The sequence below is a fragment of the Vibrio fortis genome, assembly GCF_000695685.1.
Lineage (GTDB): Bacteria > Pseudomonadota > Gammaproteobacteria > Enterobacterales > Vibrionaceae > Vibrio > Vibrio fortis_A.
Genome location: NZ_JFFR01000020.1, coordinates 91190 through 108330 on the forward strand (window position 1 = coordinate 91190; position 17141 = coordinate 108330).

The 17141-nt window shown below is 42.4% G+C and carries 17 protein-coding genes and 1 other RNA gene; 7 read left to right on the forward strand and 11 right to left on the reverse strand.

What is annotated here, in order from left to right; translation table 11 throughout:
- Positions 1-3: 3 nt before the first annotated feature.
- Together VFDL14_RS11155 and VFDL14_RS11150 are read right to left on the reverse strand one after the other, a co-directional pair.
- Complete coding sequence (locus VFDL14_RS11155; protein ID WP_032551356.1) at positions 4-891, reverse strand: MbnP family copper-binding protein; 888 nt, start codon at positions 889-891, stop codon at positions 4-6.
- 129 nt (positions 892-1020) lie between these two features.
- A complete protein-coding gene (locus tag VFDL14_RS11150) occupies positions 1021-1434 on the reverse strand; it encodes a hypothetical protein (RefSeq protein WP_050487421.1) in 414 nt (137 codons plus the stop codon).
- Positions 1435-1849: 415 nt separating this feature from the next.
- On the opposite strand from VFDL14_RS11150, the gene VFDL14_RS11145 reads away from it, so the two are divergent.
- On the forward strand, positions 1850-3733 hold the full coding sequence (locus tag VFDL14_RS11145) for an ATP-dependent zinc protease (RefSeq protein WP_032551359.1): 1884 nt from the start codon (positions 1850-1852) through the stop codon (positions 3731-3733).
- Between the two features lie 264 nt (positions 3734-3997).
- Here VFDL14_RS11145 and VFDL14_RS11140 read toward each other — a convergent pair whose 3' ends face one another.
- Entirely contained in the window at positions 3998-4567 is a 570-nt protein-coding gene (locus VFDL14_RS11140) for a hypothetical protein (RefSeq protein WP_235201709.1), read from the reverse strand.
- Positions 4568-4746: 179 nt separating this feature from the next.
- Here VFDL14_RS11140 and VFDL14_RS11135 point away from each other — a divergent pair, with 179 nt between their 5' ends.
- Together VFDL14_RS11135 and VFDL14_RS11130 are read left to right on the forward strand one after the other, a co-directional pair.
- Positions 4747-5019 (forward strand): helix-turn-helix transcriptional regulator, encoded by a 273-nt coding sequence (locus tag VFDL14_RS11135; protein ID WP_235201711.1) that lies wholly within the window; start codon positions 4747-4749, stop codon positions 5017-5019.
- Complete coding sequence (locus tag VFDL14_RS11130; protein WP_032551360.1) at positions 5016-5861, forward strand: hypothetical protein; 846 nt, start codon at positions 5016-5018, stop codon at positions 5859-5861. Before VFDL14_RS11135 ends, VFDL14_RS11130 begins: the two co-directional genes overlap by 4 nt.
- 136 nt (positions 5862-5997) lie before the next feature.
- On the opposite strand, the gene VFDL14_RS11125 is transcribed toward VFDL14_RS11130, so the two are convergent.
- The 5 genes from VFDL14_RS11125 to smpB all read right to left on the reverse strand — a co-directional run bounded on the left by VFDL14_RS11125 (position 5998) and on the right by smpB (position 10420).
- Entirely contained in the window at positions 5998-6741 is a 744-nt protein-coding gene (locus tag VFDL14_RS11125; RefSeq protein WP_032551361.1) for a helix-turn-helix transcriptional regulator, read from the reverse strand.
- The gene (locus tag VFDL14_RS11120; protein ID WP_235201713.1) at positions 6734-7582 is read right to left on the reverse strand and encodes an EAL domain-containing protein; all 849 of its coding nucleotides are present in this window, start codon (positions 7580-7582) and stop codon (positions 6734-6736) included. The genes VFDL14_RS11125 and VFDL14_RS11120 overlap by 8 nt, the downstream gene beginning before the upstream one ends.
- A 518-nt stretch (positions 7583-8100) precedes the next feature.
- Positions 8101-9315: an integrase domain-containing protein gene (locus VFDL14_RS11115; protein WP_032551362.1), complete on the reverse strand. Its 1215-nt coding sequence runs from the start codon at positions 9313-9315 to the stop codon at positions 8101-8103.
- A 185-nt stretch (positions 9316-9500) separates the two neighbouring features.
- Positions 9501-9867, reverse strand: a transfer-messenger RNA (tmRNA) gene (gene ssrA / locus VFDL14_RS24000).
- 67 nt (positions 9868-9934) lie between these two features.
- A complete protein-coding gene (gene smpB, locus VFDL14_RS11110) occupies positions 9935-10420 on the reverse strand; it encodes an SsrA-binding protein SmpB (RefSeq protein ID WP_032551363.1) in 486 nt (161 codons plus the stop codon).
- A 118-nt stretch (positions 10421-10538) separates the two neighbouring features.
- On the opposite strand from smpB, the gene VFDL14_RS11105 reads away from it, so the two are divergent.
- Together VFDL14_RS11105 and VFDL14_RS11100 are read left to right on the forward strand one after the other, a co-directional pair.
- The gene (locus VFDL14_RS11105; protein ID WP_032551364.1) at positions 10539-10967 is read left to right on the forward strand and encodes an SRPBCC family protein; all 429 of its coding nucleotides are present in this window, start codon (positions 10539-10541) and stop codon (positions 10965-10967) included.
- 2 nt (positions 10968-10969) lie between these two features.
- Positions 10970-11278 (forward strand): RnfH family protein, encoded by a 309-nt coding sequence (locus tag VFDL14_RS11100; protein ID WP_032551365.1) that lies wholly within the window; start codon positions 10970-10972, stop codon positions 11276-11278.
- A gap of 72 nt (positions 11279-11350) precedes the next feature.
- On the opposite strand, the gene bamE is transcribed toward VFDL14_RS11100, so the two are convergent.
- From bamE to nadK, 3 genes are all read right to left on the reverse strand, one after another.
- The gene (bamE, locus tag VFDL14_RS11095) at positions 11351-11710 is read right to left on the reverse strand and encodes an outer membrane protein assembly factor BamE (RefSeq protein ID WP_032551366.1); all 360 of its coding nucleotides are present in this window, start codon (positions 11708-11710) and stop codon (positions 11351-11353) included.
- 167 nt (positions 11711-11877) lie between these two features.
- Positions 11878-13542 (reverse strand): DNA repair protein RecN, encoded by a 1665-nt coding sequence (recN, locus tag VFDL14_RS11090; protein WP_032551368.1) that lies wholly within the window; start codon positions 13540-13542, stop codon positions 11878-11880.
- A 286-nt stretch (positions 13543-13828) separates the two neighbouring features.
- Complete coding sequence (nadK, locus tag VFDL14_RS11085; RefSeq protein WP_032551369.1) at positions 13829-14713, reverse strand: NAD(+) kinase; 885 nt, start codon at positions 14711-14713, stop codon at positions 13829-13831.
- Positions 14714-14856: 143 nt separating this feature from the next.
- Between nadK and grpE the strand changes: the two genes are divergently transcribed.
- Positions 14857-15438: a nucleotide exchange factor GrpE gene (grpE, locus tag VFDL14_RS11080; RefSeq protein WP_032551370.1), complete on the forward strand. Its 582-nt coding sequence runs from the start codon at positions 14857-14859 to the stop codon at positions 15436-15438.
- A gap of 323 nt (positions 15439-15761) precedes the next feature.
- Positions 15762-17036: a dicarboxylate/amino acid:cation symporter gene (locus tag VFDL14_RS11075; protein WP_032551372.1), complete on the forward strand. Its 1275-nt coding sequence runs from the start codon at positions 15762-15764 to the stop codon at positions 17034-17036.
- Positions 17037-17141 lie beyond the last annotated feature (105 nt).

A 17141-nucleotide genomic window follows, 5' to 3' on the forward strand; every position in this document is an offset into this window, starting at 1 on the left:
CGATTACTCCACTGAAACCCAAGATTGCGAGGTGCTGCAGTTACCTGCGCTACATTCCCCAGTAGTCAGGTCTAATCCAAGCTTATTGAAAATACCTTGGCAGTCGGCATCAGCACTTGAAGACATACAACCCGGAGGCGTCCCCGGAGTGTTGAAGGTAATGTCGTTACTCGCGACTAAGCTTTGGTAATCAAACACAATCACATTTGATGCATGATTGAAGTTGTCGAACTGGTATGTCGGTCTGTTCGGGCGAGAGTCGGCACAATTAACAATCTCAGAACCTGCATCCACCACTTCACAGCCTGTAGTACCTAAGTGAATATTCCAACCATTCACATCCATACGCAGGTGTTTGTGGCCGTTTTGCCAGCTCCAGTTCATGCCCATCACATCAAGTGGTGATACCGCGTCGTCACCATCAATACCGTAGTGGTTGAGGTCGGTAGGAACGCCGAGTGTAAAACGTACCCCTGTGTAATCACCTTCGGGAACTTGACCTATGATTTGGTGGTTGAGTGCTTCATTGCCATTGGCACAGCTATCTGCACCTGTCTCAAAATCCAGTAGGGCAACGTTCTGATATTGCCATTTTCCATCTTGCTTGAGGCTGACTGGCGTTGCTTGACCCTTGTCATCAATCAGCTCGAGGTTAGAGATGTACATGCGTACGTCTTTAAACTCTGGATTAGTATTTTTAGTACCCGCTGTAGCGGTATCCATCAGCTTACATTCGATGTTTTGTGTACCGACTTTTGCAGCAAATTGGATAGTGACATTTTGCTGGGCTACCGACGTTGATGAGCTAGAGCTTGAACCTCCACAAGCGGACAAAGCGGTGCAGACAAAAGCGGTAACGAGCGCTTTTGTCGCTGGGATTTGGTTGAACATAGACTTTCCTTTCTTATTATTTTCTGGTGCACAACAGATTGAATGCGTGCAAATACGTCCCGCCAGTTGAATCAAAGGCGGTGATCAGTGTTTTGTTAGAAAAAATAGGCGTATGGCGAGATCGCCGAATTACGCGAAGAAAGTCGAGGGTGGGGATTGCTTAGGCGCTAACGCGAGGTAAATCTTACGGTAGCTTTGAACATGGTGATAAGGAGTGAATGACGTCGCGATTCGGCACAACCAAACCACCAACGCCGCTAGCACCATTGCGATCATGGTAATAGAGAACTGACACATCTCTAGCAGAGGACATTGAAACTTGAGCGGGTCATGGATTTCATCGATAGGCAGTGGCGACATCGCGTTATCTTCGATGAGTTCACTAATATCGACCCATTTAAAGCCTTCAGCGGTACACAGCAAGATCTTCTCTCCCTGCGCTTCTGACAGCCAGTTCTTGTTATTAACTTGTGATGGGTTGAGCGCCATCGTGGCTAATAAATATATCTGAAACAGCAAAGCAGCAATGACGTAAATCGCCATTACCTTTTGTTTTATTTGCGTATTTCTTGATATATGCATCACAACATTCAGTTCACTAAATTCGGCGCGGATACTACCAAAGAAATTAAGGGATTGTAATGCTAAGTTTATAAAACGGTGACATAAATACTTAAAAGGAATAATGATTTAGCTTCTATACTTTTAGTTGATTCGTTTAAAGAGGCTGACTTGTCTTCAGTGGATTTCATGAGGTATCGACTTAGGTTCTTAGTTGAATACTTCGTGAAAATGGGCTGCTCTAAAGTCAATAATTGATGAGGTTAACCCCGGTTAAGTCATCGATTTGTCATTGAAAAAGTCACCACGTAAACGTTATGTGAGAACCACTGCTGACGCGGGAACTCTGAGCAAAAACGTCAGTATTATTAGTGAACTGATGACAACGGAACAACTAATGAAAAAGATACCTTTGGCTTTAACTCTATTAAGTACACTCGTTTTTTCACACTATTCCATGGCAACAACTGACACTTCACCTACCACGCAAAATCCAACCTATGAGCTTGATGGCAAGTCGGTGCTGGGTCGCACTGAGAATGTTTACTTGTCTAAAGTGGAAGGGCTTAGTGATATTCCTTTTATTGGCAAAATTGACACCGGCGCTGAAACCACGTCGATGCATGCGGAAGATATTCAAGTAACCAGTACCCACCCAGATTACAAAAATCTAAAAGACCAAGAGCTGATGCTGGCGCTGACAGAAGAGGTGCTGAACAATGGCGATGTGGCCTACAGTGATTGGGATGCCAGTACCTTTGAACCTTTTGAAACACAGGTATCATTTAAGATTCAAAACCCTAAAACTGGGGAGATGGAAATGATTGAGGCGCCTTTAGAGCGTGTCAGTATGATCCGTAGCCGAACCAGCAGCACACCGATACTTCGCCCAACTATAAAAATGTCGCTCAAAATCGCGGACCAAGAGCTCACGACAGACGTTAACCTCACCGATAGAAGCCACTTTTCTGCGCCCATTTTGATCGGTAAAACCTTCTTAGCTGACAATGCGTTAGTGTTTGCGGGCTATGACTACCTACAAGAGCAAGAAAAGGCGACGGTCGTAGGCAGAAAGGAAGTGGTATCCATTAATGGCTTATCAGTGAATGCAAGCTTCTCTTTTTCGAATCGCTACAGCAATCTGCATGCTGAAGAGATTGATGTTGATAAGAAAAACAATCTAGTGACTTTTGATATGGTCAGTAACGATGGCCGGAAACAAGAGATGAGCTTGCCGCTAGTTCGTATGCTCAACGTAAGCGGCAAGCAAAGGCCCTTGGTGTATGTTCCTGTTGAGTTAGGTAAAGACACCACGCGAGATATTTTAGTGTATCTGCGTGATCGTTCAGGCAGTGATTCCCAGCTAAGAATTGGCACCATGACCGCCAGCGAACACTTCATGATCAACAGTAACGCCGAAAACTTACTATTGAGTGGTGCCGAGAGCTTCCAAGATGCGACTAAGTCGGACGAGCTTTTGATTATCTCGCCTGAAGAGGACATCACGCTAGATAGTTTCCCACTCAAAGCGGTTGCTTCATTTACGGTGAGCACGCCCGTGTTGAAAGTGGAAAGCTTCGAAATATCGGGTTCGGGTGATGATGCTATGGTCGAGTTCTTCCTGATAGATGCTAATGGTGAGCAGCAAAAAGTGTCTAAGAGGGTAATCAAGCTGTTGAGAGTTGGCGACGATGTTCGTCCAGTCGTCAGCGCTGAGTTTGTGGTATCTGGCGAGGCCCGTGAGCGAGAGTTTGCACTGGATGTGCTCGACATGAGTGAAAAGGTGCCTTACTTCGTTCTAGGTAAAAAAATGGCTAAAGAGGGCGTATATATTAACACTCGCGCTGATTACCTATTGAACGCGGAACCTCTGTTCAAAGTTGGCCATGTTGAGCTTGTTGAGGTCAACGGCATGACATTCCCAGCTAAGCTAGATACTGGTGCAGACGTGAGTTCGATGAACGCGACAAACATAAAACGCTTCAAGAAAGACGGACAAGATATGGTGAGCTTCACGTATCAAAACAAGCAGGGTGATAAGCAAGACTTTGTTAAGCCAGTGATTGATGTGATGCGCATTAAAGCCAAGAAGGGGGAGAAAGTAAACATCCGCCCTGTGGTGGAGATGGACGTCAAACTCGGTGACTTAGAGAAGAAGGTGAAAGTAAACCTACAAGACCGCTCTCGCTTCGAGTACAGCATGATTCTAGGCAAGAACTTCCTGAAATACGGTGCGCTAGTAAGTAGTGATGAAGACTATGTATTGGGTAAGAAGAAGTAACCGGTACTAGATTCCAGACAAACAAAAAGGGCCAACTCTTGCGAGTTGGCCCTTTCCAAACGTTTGGTGGAGCTGGCGTCATCTGAAGCTGCTTATTATGTTACTGATTTTAAAGTTAAAATCTAAATTGATTTATTGGTTTGGGTAACTTAATGGGTACTAAAAGAAAAACTGAGTTATTTTGAAAAAGTGTGACCAATGTCGAGTATGTTCATGACACCTTACTCTTGTGACCTAAACTCTTGCACCAGATAGATTACATTTCTATTCTGAGAAATCTTCTTCTCGAAACACTTCTGATTCTCTTCTTACGTGAGGTTTCTTGCGAATTACTCTTTTTGGACGATGACACTCGCCAATGAGCTGGATTTGTTTTTTAATATAGCTTTCCTTTTTTAATCTTACTATAAGTACCTCACTCCATTTCTCTACCATTCTTAAACGATGTTTTTGTGTACTGACCACTCGTTTAGCGATGAACGGTGTCTCATATCCCGAGTCTTCAAGAAAGTTAGATATAGCTTTGTCATTGAATCCTTGTTGTTCTTTGAACTTAACTATGTTGTGGATTTGCATCAGGTATAGAGCTTCTTTGCGGCTCGCTTTACCTTCAAAACTTCCGTCTAAAAAAGTACCAAGACAAAGCTCGATAATAGCGGATAAATTTTCACTGTTACGGAGTTCCTTTCTTGAGAAGCCAAGTTTAGTTCCAATTGCATCAAGTATGTCTAGTGAGATATCTGACACGTGAATTCTCTTGGTTACGAGTCCTGAATCTTTTCTTCTCTGTGTTACAAATTGTTGTCTTATAGCGGCATCACTTTTACGTTTCATAATCCATTCTCGTTACTTGTTACCAACTACACGCTACACGATCTGTCTATCTAATTGAATGCTTTTTTTATGTGAGACTCACAATATATGGTTGTATCATTATGTTTTTTAAGTGTTTTTATTTTGTGAGGCTCACAGGTTTTGTGAGGCTCACAAGATGCCTTTTTCCGTTTGATAAGATGGCTCCATTATTTGAAGCAGAGAAAAAAGACATGGCGAATGATAGATATATGAAAATTGGAGAAGTGCTTGAGAGAACTTCCTACAGCCGAGCTCAGATCTATCGCTTGATGAAATCAGGAGAGTTTCCAAGTGCATATAGACTCTCAAAAAACCGAGTGGCATGGAGAGAATCTGAAGTAGATGCTTGGGTTGAAGAGCGGCAAAGTATTTTTCTAGTACCGCAATTAGATAAAGGACAAAAGCTACTCGAAGAGGTATGGAGAAGATGAAACTAGACATATTCTTAGCTGGCATCAGATTAGAAGAGTGTGATTGGTTAATGAGCGAGTACGAAGCCTATTTAGAGAACGATTATCGTATTAAGCTGCTCAGAAAAATGGCTGATCATGTCTATCAAAGTCGTGGTCAAAGATACAGTTGTGGTCAATTGCATGAGTTGGCAGATAAGCTAGAGTCTTGCAATGAAGGTTTATACCAGTGTAAGAGTGTGGCATGTAAAAAATGCAATCGTCTGTTTAAAATAGAACGTGTTAACAACATCATTGCTTCAATCTTGCTTGACCAAGAGCAAGCACTGGATGCTGAATACGGTATCTATACTATTGTTCAATACTCGCGTGGAGTCGATGCATATGACTTCGTCAATTATGATATCCCTAAAGATAAGGACAGATTGAGAAAGTTACTATCTAGATGTGGTATCAGTGGTCCGGTATTGGGGGCGTTCGAGTTAGATTTTCATGATTCACCACAAAAATGGTTACCTCATTATCATGTTCTTATGCGTAAATCGGGTAACGAAGAAGCGATTGAGCGGCTAGGAGAGAGGTTATCGAAGCTTCACCCTAAGCACATTAAGCAGAATAGACAAGCTAGGCCATTTATGAAGCAGGAGTTCAGAGATCCTCTCAAGCAATTGAGTTATTTACATAAGTTGGCTTGTTTTGAAGTTCGCGATTATCAATCGTTTTGGGGGAAGAATCTGACTAAGAAGTATCGGCTGAACAAATTGATGTTCTGTGAATCACTTTGTTGGTTAGATGAACAAGACAGAAGAACGTTGCCATTTCAATGGAATGCGAGAGCATGGTTAAAGAAGTCCAAAGTGTAATCTACGATTTTTGTTGACTACACGAATACCACCTATCTCGAATGCTTAAATAGGTAGTTTTAAGAAACACCAATACAACACTAGTCGACTATTAATTGTGTTCTAGTCACAAGATGTTCATTTCAAATTTTTTGACTTAATAGACGCGCTCGCGCTGCGTTTCTTTTTGTTTATAGTCCATTAAGTTAACAAATTGCTTGGGAGAATTTCCATATGTTTCCTTAAATTTTTTGCAAAAGTAAGATGCGCTAGAAAAACCTGTTAAGTGAGCTACCTTTTTTATAGGATGTTTTTTCTTTAATAGTAAATACGCAGCTTTATTCATTCTTGCTGAAAGTATCAAGTCTGATAATGTGGTTTTTTCTTGAGATATCCTCCTCATAAGTGTAGCTTTTGACATATTAAGACTTTTGGATATTTCTTCTGCTGTCCAACGATGTTGGATTTTTTTAGATATTAGACGATGAATACGTTCAGATATAGAATCAGTTCTTTTAAGATCAAATTTCTTTAGAGTTCTAAAAGCATCTCTATTTATCAATTCGTGTAAAAAATCAGTATGGTCGAAAATGCCATTTTGAACATGGATCAACGAATCGATATAAGGTTTCATTTTTTTAAACGTATAGCTATCATAATCCATATCACACATCACTAAATATAAAGAAAAGTCATCGGATAACTCTTCTTTCAACGAAAAATTTATTAATGTATTTGAGGGTAACTGAATCAAAGCTTCACCCTCGATCACGATGACGCATCCTGGGTATGAGATAGCCCCGAAAAAATCAGTAAGTTTAATTATGTGTTTTGACTTAGATACAAAGCTTCCGGTATCTTTTGTTTTTAAATTTACTCTTATCTTTCTTATCTTAAACATGTTCTTTATTCATTATGTTCATCTTTCTTTTTAGCTGTGTCCAGCTCACTGGAGGAGAATAAAAGTATCCTTGAACCAGAACATTAAGGTTCTTCACAACGTCATGCTGATAAGAAGTTTCGACGCCTTCTAAAATAATACCTTTCTTGGCGTAAGGAGATATTACTCTCAATAGATAGTTTATTGTATTAATGTCGTCGCAGTTATGGTGAAGGAAAGACTTGTCTATTTTGATGTAATCCCAATCAATAAATCCTAGTGATATGTTTGCAACATTGTTTTTATGATAATAATCATCTAATAACAATCCTACACCAGAGCGCTTTAATAATCTGATACTACTTTGCAAGCGGCCACAATTTACATCACAGTCGATATCTGTAATTTCAATATCAAAGTTAACGTCACGTTCATTTAAGAGGCTCTGCAAAAAAAACCTATCCTTTAAACATGACAAAGTCATATTAACAGTTATAGGGATATGGACTTTTAGATCACTACAGAACTTAATTTGAGCTAGCGCGACCATTTTGATGAACTCTTGATCAATTTCAGAGAAAAACGTTTCGTTGTAACAAATCTCACCGGAATCGCTCAAGACTTTAGATAGGATCTCAAGATGCCTTACTTGTCTCTGCTTCAAGTCGATTATTGGTTGAAACAAAAATTCAAGCTTAACAAATGATGCATCGCTTCTTACGATGACTCCACTGTCCGTGTAGTTATATTCGTACATATTATTCTTCAATGAATTGATGTTGTTTTCCGTATCATCTATATGCATCACTTTTTCGTCTACTAAGCGCGTTGATCTTACAAAAGATTGAGTTGATATTTTCATTATTAATAGGCGTCATAATCCTGACGCACAAGAAACTATTGAAATAACAAAACGACATGCCATTTATTTACTATCTTGTTAGGGGCTAGATGGTTACGATCAAAACGTGATTTCGGTTCAGAGATTGCGTTAAAATTTTTCCTTTTGCTTGATAATGGTCTCTATTTGTTATGGGTGTCACATTTTTTTTCCAAATTGACGAGTAACAGTTTCTACTTGGGAGGGTTAGAAAAGAAAGACTGATTGCTCTCGCTCGAGATCGCTTAATCAACTAACGGATTCTCACTCAGCCTTCCGATGCTAATATTTAACAGTATTTCACTACATATAAAGTTATCAGATGTTCATTTTGAAACGTTGTCGTCAAAATTAATGTCATTATCGCCTGAGGCTGATCTACAACTCTAACGGCTAAGTCAGTTCTTTTACTCCTGTTCGATGACTTAGCAGTTCTTCGCTGTTTAGAAGCAACTAAATTTCTTTTTAGCATCACGATAATTGTTGTATTTCAAAGTGCGCTAGCTCAGCGCAATACCTGTTCGAGTTGCATCAACAATATGCTTGCTCCACCAAGCCATAAGATCTCTTCTACGTTCTAGGTAATCTGTTCGGCTATATGCACGATGTGTTTTGTTACCAATAAGGTGAGCGAGTGCTGATTCAATTAAAATGTAGTCGTGTCCAGCTGCATTGAGCGTTGAGCTAGCTATGGAGCGTAAACCATGGGAAACTAACCGACCTCCAAACCCCATGCGTTTTAGAGCCATATTAGCTGTTTGACTATGCATTGGTTTTTTTGGATCTGTTGCCGACGGAAAAACATATTCGCTCTTTACTCTCATCGAGCTCATCACATTTAATAGAACGATGACTTCGTCCGTTAGAGGTATTCGGTGTTTTTTGCGTTTTTTCATCCTTTCTGCAGGTATTGTCCAAACTCGACTTTCTAAATCGAATTCTGACCACTTGGCTCCAGCTGCTTCGTTTGGTCTGGTCATTGTATGTAGTTGAAACTTGATAAGGTTTCGTGTCGAACTCTTGATACTTGCTTCGCTTAAAGTTGCCATCAATTCGGGTAATTCGTGTGGCTCTAGCGCTTTCATATGCTCTTGTTGAGGCTTTTTAAAAGTAGCAAAAATATTGCTTATTGGATTGGCGTTAATTAAACCGCTGTGCATAGCGTACAGCATGACTTCATTTAGCCGTTGAGATAATCGTTTGAGTGTTTCTAAAGAACCTTTGGCTTCTACAACCCTTAGAGTTTGAATTACAGTCTGAGCTGTAACCATAGAGATAGGTTGTGAGCCCAAAGAAGGAAAAACATGTAGCTCAAGTGAACGCCAGATATCTTTCGCATAATCTTCGGTAACTGTTGATTTCTTTTGCTCCATCCATTGCTGTGAAACATTGAATAACGTGTGCTTATATATAGCGTCGGCTTTTTCCTTTTCTTCTTTTTTGTGGTGTTTTGGATCAATGCTTAGTGCTACTAGCTCACGGTGACCTTCGGTTATTTTCCGTGCATTAGCTATTGATAGATCTGGGTACTTGCCTAAGGTTATATTGCTGCGTTTCCCTGTTGCTGGACTCTTGTATACGAAACGCCAAGATTTAGTTCCATTTGGCATTATTCTAAGCTGCAAGCCTCGTCCATCACTGAGCAATTGCTCTTTGCCAGTTGGTTTTGTGCTTTTGACTTTTTTATCTGTCAGTTGAACTGCTGGTCTTGCCATTTTAAACCTATTTAGTACCCGAAATATCTTGGATGAGAGTATAGGGTAACTGGGCGGGTACTAAAAACGTGAGCAGATATGAGACGCGATGAGACAGAATAAGACAGGGGAGTGAGCTAAGTGATTGAATTTTTGATATTTTAGGTACAAAAAAGGCCACCCGAAGGTGGCCTTTTCCAAACGTTTGGTGGAGCTGGCGGGAGTTGAACCCGCGTCCAGAAACCATTCATCCTTGGCACTACATGCTTAGTCGATCTTTAAATTCACCAGTAACCTGCGAACCGACACGCTAGTTAAAGGCTAACCTGAATTATAATTCGCCGTTCATCTCTCAGGTGGGAAAATCCGGGCTAGCGCGTTTGGGTTTGATCTCTCGTTATTCCCCGTCTTACGTGCGGAAGCTAGGGCGAGAGAGCTCTGAGCAGGTTATTAAGCTGCTAGTGCGTAGTTTTCGTCGTTTGCGACTATTTTTTTGCGGCTTTTTACGTGGCCAACCGCCCCACGGCATGCACCTCAGACTGCAAAATTCCTGTCGAATCCTAAATCAGCCCCAAAGTGTTCTTGCATAGTACCAGAAAAGCTATGCCTGTCTAGCACTGTGCGGTTCAAGTGCTCAAGATTAACGCAAATTACTCTTCATAATTCGTGCTTTATCGCGAGCCCAATCTTTTTCTTTCATATCAGTACGTTTGTCGTGCAGCTTCTTACCTTTTGCTACGCCAATTTTGATTTTCGCCCAAGAGCGAGACCAGTATAGCGACGTTGCAACTAGCGTCATGCCTTCACGGTTAATACGACCGAATAGGTTGTCGAGCTCTTTTCTCGACATTAGGAGTTTACGGACACGTGTTGGGTTCGCGACAATGTGCGTACTTGCTTGTGTTAGTGGAGTGATAGTCATGCCACTGATGAATGCTTCACCGTCTCGGATGTAGACGTAGCTTTCTGCGATGTTCGTTTTGCCTTCACGTAGGGATTTTACTTCCCAGCCTTGTAGCTCAAGCCCCGCTTCAATCTCATCGTCGATGAAATATTCGTGGCGAGCTTTCTTATTTAGCGCAATGGTATTACTACCCGCTTTTGATTTTGATTTTTTCTTTGCCATAATGGCCTCATTATACGGATTGCGCGAAAGATGGGGAATCCTTTTTATTTGCGCTCTGGCTCAATACCATTAAAATTGTGGTTTGTTTAATGTAACGCTGTCTTTAACAGGAGTCTATATGCCAAAGGTTACTCGTTCAGCATTAGTATCATTTAGTGCTGACCAGATGTTTGACTTGGTCAATGATGTTGCTCGTTATCCTGAGTTTTTGCCGGGTTGTTCTGGTTCTCGTGTGATCGAATCTTCAGATTCAGCAATGGTGGCTTCGGTTGATGTATCGAAAGCTGGTATTAGCAAAACATTTACAACATCAAATCGCCTCGCGGAAGGTGCAGAGATTTTAATGGAGCTGGTGGACGGCCCATTTAAGAAGCTGCAGGGCGGTTGGTACTTTACTCCTTTGGACGATCAAGCGTGCAAAGTGGAACTTAAGCTTGAGTTTGAATTCTCGAGCCGCATGATTGAAATGGCCTTCGGCAAGATCTTCAATGAGCTCACCAGCAATATGGTGAACGCATTTACTCAGCGTGCGAAGCAGGTGTACTAAGCATGAGTATTGAATCAGACATGATCCACGTTGAAGTGGTTTACGCTCTGCCACATGAGCAGCGTGTATTTACACTGGTGGTGAACAAGAACGCGACGGTAGAAGAGATCATCGGCCAGTCTGGCGTACTTGAGCTTTATCCTGAGATAGACCTATCTAAGAATAAAGTCGGCGTATACAGCCGCAATGTGAAGCTCGATGCCACGGTTCGCGATAAAGACCGTATTGAGATTTACCGTGCACTGCTGGCCGATCCAAAAGAGATTCGTCGTAAGCGTGCTGAGCAAGCAAAAGCGGCCGCGACCAAGTAATTCGTTATACGTTCAAATAGCAAAAAGCCTGCAGTGCTGCAGGCTTTTTAGTATCTGGGGCATTTAGCGGTTTTATCGAAGGCTTTCGAAAAACTCATCACTCGCTTCAAAATCACCGTTGATGGTTACCAGTGTGCCTGTCGCGTCAAAGTTAACAATCAGGTTCTTCTGGATCGGAGCTTCGTGGCCTTTTTGGTGATGGTAAATGTAGTACCAAGTGTCTGGGTAGCCGTTTTCAATCAGCATTGGTGAGCCCATAACGTAACGAACTTGTGTCTTAGTCATACCAAATTTCAGTTGGTCGACAGCTTCTTGTTCAACGTAGTTACCCTGGTTGATGTCAATTCGATAAACCAACTTTTCTAATAGAGAACAACCGGTCAACATTGTTAGTGCAAGTGGAACTGCAACTAACCACTTCTTAATTCGCATAGTCTGAGATCTTTCTTCGCTAAAATACTGCCTGATAATAAACAAGCTCCAGCAAGAAGTAAAAAGCTCCTTGCGCTTTGAACTTAATATGACTGGCAATTTTGAAATAAGTTGCAAAATTGCCAATCTTTTTCAGAAAACTATCAGGTATTTGGCGAAAGTTTAATCTAAGCGGCGATTAACAGCTCTTTTGCGTTAGCGAGCGTTGAATCCGTGATCTGGCTACCACCAAGCAATCTTGCAAGCTCAGAGATACGCTGTTGCTCATCAAGCGTGTGCATTTGTGTCTCTGTTTTTCCTGCTTTAGTGCTCTTAGCAACGAACAGTTGTTGATGACCACAACCTGCAACTTGAGGCAAGTGAGTCACACACATGACTTGTGTCGATTCACCTAGAGTTCGCAGCATTTTGCCAACGACCGCAGCCGTTGGGCCACTGATACCAACATCGACTTCATCGAAGATCAGGCTAGGGGTATCGACTTTCTGAGCGGTGATTACCTGAATTGCTAATGAGATACGCGATAGCTCACCACCAGAGGCCACTTTAGCAATTGGTTGCATTGGTTGCCCTGGGTTGGTAGAAACAATAAAGGTCACGTTGTCCATACCCAGTGGCGATGGGTGAGTATTAGTGTTGTTTACCTCAATCGCGAACTGCGCTTTCTCCATGCTCAATTCGTGCATGCTTTGCGTGATCAGTTTGTTGAGCTCTTTGGCGTAGCGCACGCGAGACTTATGCAGCTTCTCCGCCTTAGCAACAAAACCTTGGTAGTGCTGTTCAACTTCGTTAGCCAGCTCATCCAGTTTTTCATCAGAGCAATCGAGGTCTTCAATTTGCTGAAGAAGATCTTGGTGATGCTTATATAGCTCTTCTGGCAATACGTGATGTTTGCGTGACATCGACATGACTTTTGAGAAGCGCTCTTCGACAAATGCCATACGACCTGGGTCGACATCGATGCTATCAAGGTAAGTTCTTAGCTCGCTGTTGGTCTCTTCAATTTGAATGATGGCTTCAGAGAGCATGTTCGGTAACTCAGCCAGCCTTTCATCCAGTTCAGCCAGCTGAATTAGGGAGTGATTGGCTGATTGCAGAATACCAAGCGCATTAACTTCTTCACCTTCGTAAATAAGCTCGATAGCTTGCTGACAGGTTGATGCAAGCTCACCACTGTTGGATAGGCGTTTGTGCTCTTGTTCAAGCTCTTCATATTCTTCCTCCCCAAGTGAGAGTTCGTTCAGCTCTTTGATTTGGTACTCAAGCAGTTGTTTCTGTGCTTGGTTCTGTTGGCTGTTGTCACGCAGCTCTTTTAGGTGGTTATCTGCATGACGCCAAGTTTGGTAAGCGTTGCGAGTCGACTTTAGCAGGTTAAGGTGGCCTGCATATTGGTCAAGCATCGCCATCTGGTAGTCGCTTTTCATCAACTGATGGTGTGCGTGCTGACCGTGGATATTAATAAGCAGCTGCCCTAATGATTTTAGTTGTGAGAGCGGAACAGGGCTGCCATTAATGAAGGCACGCGAACGGCCTTCTTTTGAGATGGTACGGCGAAGAATACATTCGCTGCCATCTAGTAGCTCGTTATCTTCTAGCCAACGAGTCGCATGTAAGTTGTTATCCAGTAAAAATGCGGCGCTGACTTCGGTTTTCTCTTCACCTTGTCGCACCATGCCTGCATCAGCTCTACCACCAAGGCATAAGCCCAACGCATCGATAGCAATAGATTTACCCGCACCCGTTTCACCGGTGATGGTTGTCATGCCTTTAGAAAGTTCTAGCTGTAAAGACTTAACAATAGCGAAATTATTAACACTTAGATGAGCCAGCATTTTTATTTACCTGTATAACTGAACAATACTGTATATAAGTTCAGTATATACTGTTTCTTTATACAGTAAAGTGAACAGGTGAATATTTTTTGTGAGTTCGATCAAATCAAACTTCGTTTGTAGGTGCCTGATATTGATGTCTATTTGCGAAAACAGATTCCAGACAACTCGTCCTTCGGTTCTGGAATGACGGTGTGAACAAGGCTTATAAGGCGAGGGACTGTATGGGTTTCAAGCAATAAAAAAGGCTGGCATCTCGCCAACCTTTCACTTTTTTGGTGTGTGTTTAGAACAACTTACTCGACCAACCGAGTTTGTTTCGTAGCACGTGGTAGTAGCTGTAATCCTTAGGGTGGATCAGCTTAAGGACGTTCGGGCTTTGGTAGATATGGATCTCGTCGCCCGGCGAAACTGGTAGAGAAATTTGGCCGTCACAGCTTACTTCTTGAGTGCCGCGATTGTCTGGGGAGACGATCAGTTTGATGTGGCGTTTGCCGTCAACGACCAAAGGTCGGCTCGATAGAGTGTGCGGGAACATCGGCACCAAAGAGATAGCATTCAAACTTGAAGACAGGATCGGGCCACCACCAGACAGTGAATAGGCAGTAGAGCCAGTCGGTGTTGATACGATCAAGCCATCTGAGCGTTGCGAGAAGGCGAAGCTATCATCAATGTAGACTTCAAACTCGATCATGTGAGCCACTTGGCCGGGGTGGAGTACCGCTTCGTTAAGTGCTGCGTTGTGGCTTTTTATTTGGCCGTGGCGATGGATCTCGGTTTCAAGTAGGAATCGCTCTTCCTCCATGAACTCACCATTAAGTACATCAGTTAACGCTGATTGGAAATTCTCTGGGTTAAGGTCGGTCAAAAAGCCGAGGTTGCCACGGTTTACACCAATCACTGAGATATCGAATCGAGACAAGATTCGCGCAGCGCCAAGCATGTTGCCATCACCGCCTACAACCACCGCCAAATCTGCTCGCTTTCCGAGTTCGACTAAGCTAGAGAATCGTTCTTTAGGGATATCGTCTAAGATACTGGCTAATCTGTCGTCAACAAACACTTGATAGCCTTCAGCACTTAACCACTGATACAGCTCTCTATGAGTCTGAATTGCTTGTTGATCTCGAGGTTTACCAATGATGGCGATAACTTCAAATGGCTTTTTCATAAGGTTTCCAAACGAATTAGGCTTGAATCAAAATTCTTCATCCCCATAATAAAGGCAAGTTGAATGACTATGCGAGTGTTTTATATCAAATTGGGCGCTAATACGCCGCTCACTGGCATAGAAAACTGAATTCTGGAGATATCATGAGCAACGAAGAAAACAAAGTAACGGAAGAAGAGCTAGATCAGATCATTGCTGAGGCAGAGAAAGTTGAAGCAGAAGCGCAAACTGAAGAAGCTGCTGACGAGCAAGAAGCAAAGATCGCTCAACTAGAAGCAGCTTTGTTGTCGAGCGAAGCGAAAGTAAAAGAGCAGCAAGATTCTGTTCTACGTGCGAAAGCTGAAGTTGAAAACATGCGCCGCCGTACTGAGCAAGAGATCGATAAAGCGCGTAAATTTGCTCTAAACAAGTTTGCTGAAGAGCTGCTACCAGTTATCGATAACCTAGAACGTGCAATGCAAGCTGCAGACGCTGACAACGAAGTGGTTAAGCCACTGTTTGAAGGTGTTGAGCTTACGCACAAAACGTTTGTAGACGTAGTGGCTAAGTTTGGTCTTAAAGAGATCAACCCTGAAGGCGAAGCATTCAACCCTGAGCTTCACCAAGCAATGTCGATTCAAGAGAGCCCAGATCACGAGCCAAACACAGTAATGTTCGTAATGCAGAAAGGCTACGAGCTAAACGGTCGTGTGATTCGTCCAGCAATGGTTATGGTTTCAAAATAAATCACTGAACCATGTGAAATACAGAGAGAGGCTTCGGCCTCTCTTTTTTTGTGTTTAAAACAGCGACAGGCCAATAAATAGGCAAAAAAATCTTTTTGGGTATGTCGTTCTTTTTATTTTAGCGATTTCAGGTGGTTAGTGTAATATTTTATGAAACTAGTTGTTTTTAAATAATTGCTCTGATGTCACATTTGTAATTAATATGTGAAATAATACTTTCAATTGTTATCTTGATATGTAAAATCTCCGGCCATATCGAGATATCACTCGTATATATAACTATAAAAGTACATTTTTCAAACATAACAGACTGGAGATAAACGATGGATAAATCGCTCTCAAGTAAAATATTTGTAGGTTTGTTTGCCGGCCTACTTATCGGTACTGCAATTCAGTACCTATTCAGCGGTATTGCGATCTTTGACACTTACCTACTTGGTGCTGCGGAAGGCGCTGGTGGTATGTTCGTTTCACTAATTAAGCTTCTTGTTGTTCCACTTGTTTACGTATCTATCGTTTGCGGTATCGTTGAACTGAAAGATATCCGTTCATTTGGTCGTCTTGGTGGTAAAACCTTTGCTCTTTACATTATCAACACCATCATCGCGATTTCTGCTGCACTAACTATCGGTTTGATCTTCCAACCGGGTGCGGGTGCTAGCCTAGCGGGTACGGTTTCTGAGACGATTGCTCTAACAACAACTGAAACTCCAGACATCTTCTCTCTGGTTGTGAACATTGTTCCTAGCAACCCAGTACAAGCGTTCGCAAGCGGCGACATGCTTCAAATCATCTTCATGGCGATTCTAACTGGTCTTGCTATCCAAGCTCTTGATTCTCGTGGTGGCCCAGCTATCAAGACGTTCAAGATGGCTAACGAAATCATGATGAAGCTTATCGGTCTTGTAATGAGCCTAGCACCATACGGTGTATTCGCTCTTATGATTCAACTAGGCGCAACCCTTGACGCAAACACACTAATGTCGGTAGCAGGTTACGTAGCACTTGTTGTTGCAATGCTAGTGTTCTGGATTTTCTTCTTCTACCCAGCAATGGTTGGTGCGTTCACAGGTATTTCTCCAAAACAGTTCCTACGTGCAACTCGTGAGCAAATTCTTTTCTCACTATCTACTGCAAGCTCGAACGCGACAATCCCTGTAACAATGCGTACTCTTACTGAGAAGCTGAATGTTTCTAAATCTGTAGCGGGCTTCGGTGTACCACTAGGTGCAACAATGAACATGTCTGGTGTATCCATCTACATCGCACTAGCAACTATGTTCGTAGCTAACGCGTTTGGTCAGCCAATCAACACTGCAGACATCTTTACTCTTGGTCTAACTATCCTGCTACTGTCTATCGGTGCTGGTGGTGTTCCAGGTGGCGGTGTAGTAATGGTCGGTGTTCTATTGCACCAACTAGGTCTACCACCAGAAGGTCTAGCAATCGTTGCAGCTGTTGACCGTATTTGTGACATGTTCTGTACTTCTTCTAACGTAGTTGGTGACACAGCAGTAAACACAATTGTTGCTAAGTCTGAAGACGAAATCGGTGTAGAAGCAGACAAAGAAGTTGAACTGAACAAAGCAGAAGCTTAATCAGAAAACTCTCAACTAAATCCTAATAGCGAGGCCCAGTGCCTCGCTTTTTTTCGTCTGCAGTTTGCCAATAGAAGCGGTGCGATAGTGAGCTGAAAATCTGAA

Bases quoted from the DNA above. Each gene is read 5' to 3' on its own strand.
- VFDL14_RS11100 (WP_032551365.1), top strand. From the start codon at position 10,970: ATGAGTATTGAATCAGACATGATCCACGTTGAAGTGGTTTACGCTCTG.
- VFDL14_RS11140 (WP_235201709.1), bottom strand. From the start codon at position 4,567: ATGAAACGTAAAAGTGATGCCGCTATAAGACAACAATTTGTAACACAG.
- VFDL14_RS11130 (WP_032551360.1), top strand. From the start codon at position 5,016: ATGAAACTAGACATATTCTTAGCTGGCATCAGATTAGAAGAGTGTGAT.
- nadK (WP_032551369.1), bottom strand. From the start codon at position 14,713: ATGAAAAAGCCATTTGAAGTTATCGCCATCATTGGTAAACCTCGAGAT.
- bamE (WP_032551366.1), bottom strand. From the start codon at position 11,710: ATGCGAATTAAGAAGTGGTTAGTTGCAGTTCCACTTGCACTAACAATG.
- VFDL14_RS11145 (WP_032551359.1), top strand. From the start codon at position 1,850: ATGAAAAAGATACCTTTGGCTTTAACTCTATTAAGTACACTCGTTTTT.
- VFDL14_RS11105 (WP_032551364.1), top strand. From the start codon at position 10,539: ATGCCAAAGGTTACTCGTTCAGCATTAGTATCATTTAGTGCTGACCAG.
- VFDL14_RS11135 (WP_235201711.1), top strand. From the start codon at position 4,747: ATGGCTCCATTATTTGAAGCAGAGAAAAAAGACATGGCGAATGATAGA.
- VFDL14_RS11075 (WP_032551372.1), top strand. From the start codon at position 15,762: ATGGATAAATCGCTCTCAAGTAAAATATTTGTAGGTTTGTTTGCCGGC.
- VFDL14_RS11115 (WP_032551362.1), bottom strand. From the start codon at position 9,315: ATGGCAAGACCAGCAGTTCAACTGACAGATAAAAAAGTCAAAAGCACA.
- grpE (WP_032551370.1), top strand. From the start codon at position 14,857: ATGAGCAACGAAGAAAACAAAGTAACGGAAGAAGAGCTAGATCAGATC.
- recN (WP_032551368.1), bottom strand. From the start codon at position 13,542: ATGCTGGCTCATCTAAGTGTTAATAATTTCGCTATTGTTAAGTCTTTA.
- VFDL14_RS11120 (WP_235201713.1), bottom strand. From the start codon at position 7,582: ATGAAAATATCAACTCAATCTTTTGTAAGATCAACGCGCTTAGTAGAC.
- smpB (WP_032551363.1), bottom strand. From the start codon at position 10,420: ATGGCAAAGAAAAAATCAAAATCAAAAGCGGGTAGTAATACCATTGCG.
- VFDL14_RS11150 (WP_050487421.1), bottom strand. From the start codon at position 1,434: ATGGCGATTTACGTCATTGCTGCTTTGCTGTTTCAGATATATTTATTA.
- VFDL14_RS11125 (WP_032551361.1), bottom strand. From the start codon at position 6,741: ATGTTTAAGATAAGAAAGATAAGAGTAAATTTAAAAACAAAAGATACC.
- VFDL14_RS11155 (WP_032551356.1), bottom strand. From the start codon at position 891: ATGTTCAACCAAATCCCAGCGACAAAAGCGCTCGTTACCGCTTTTGTC.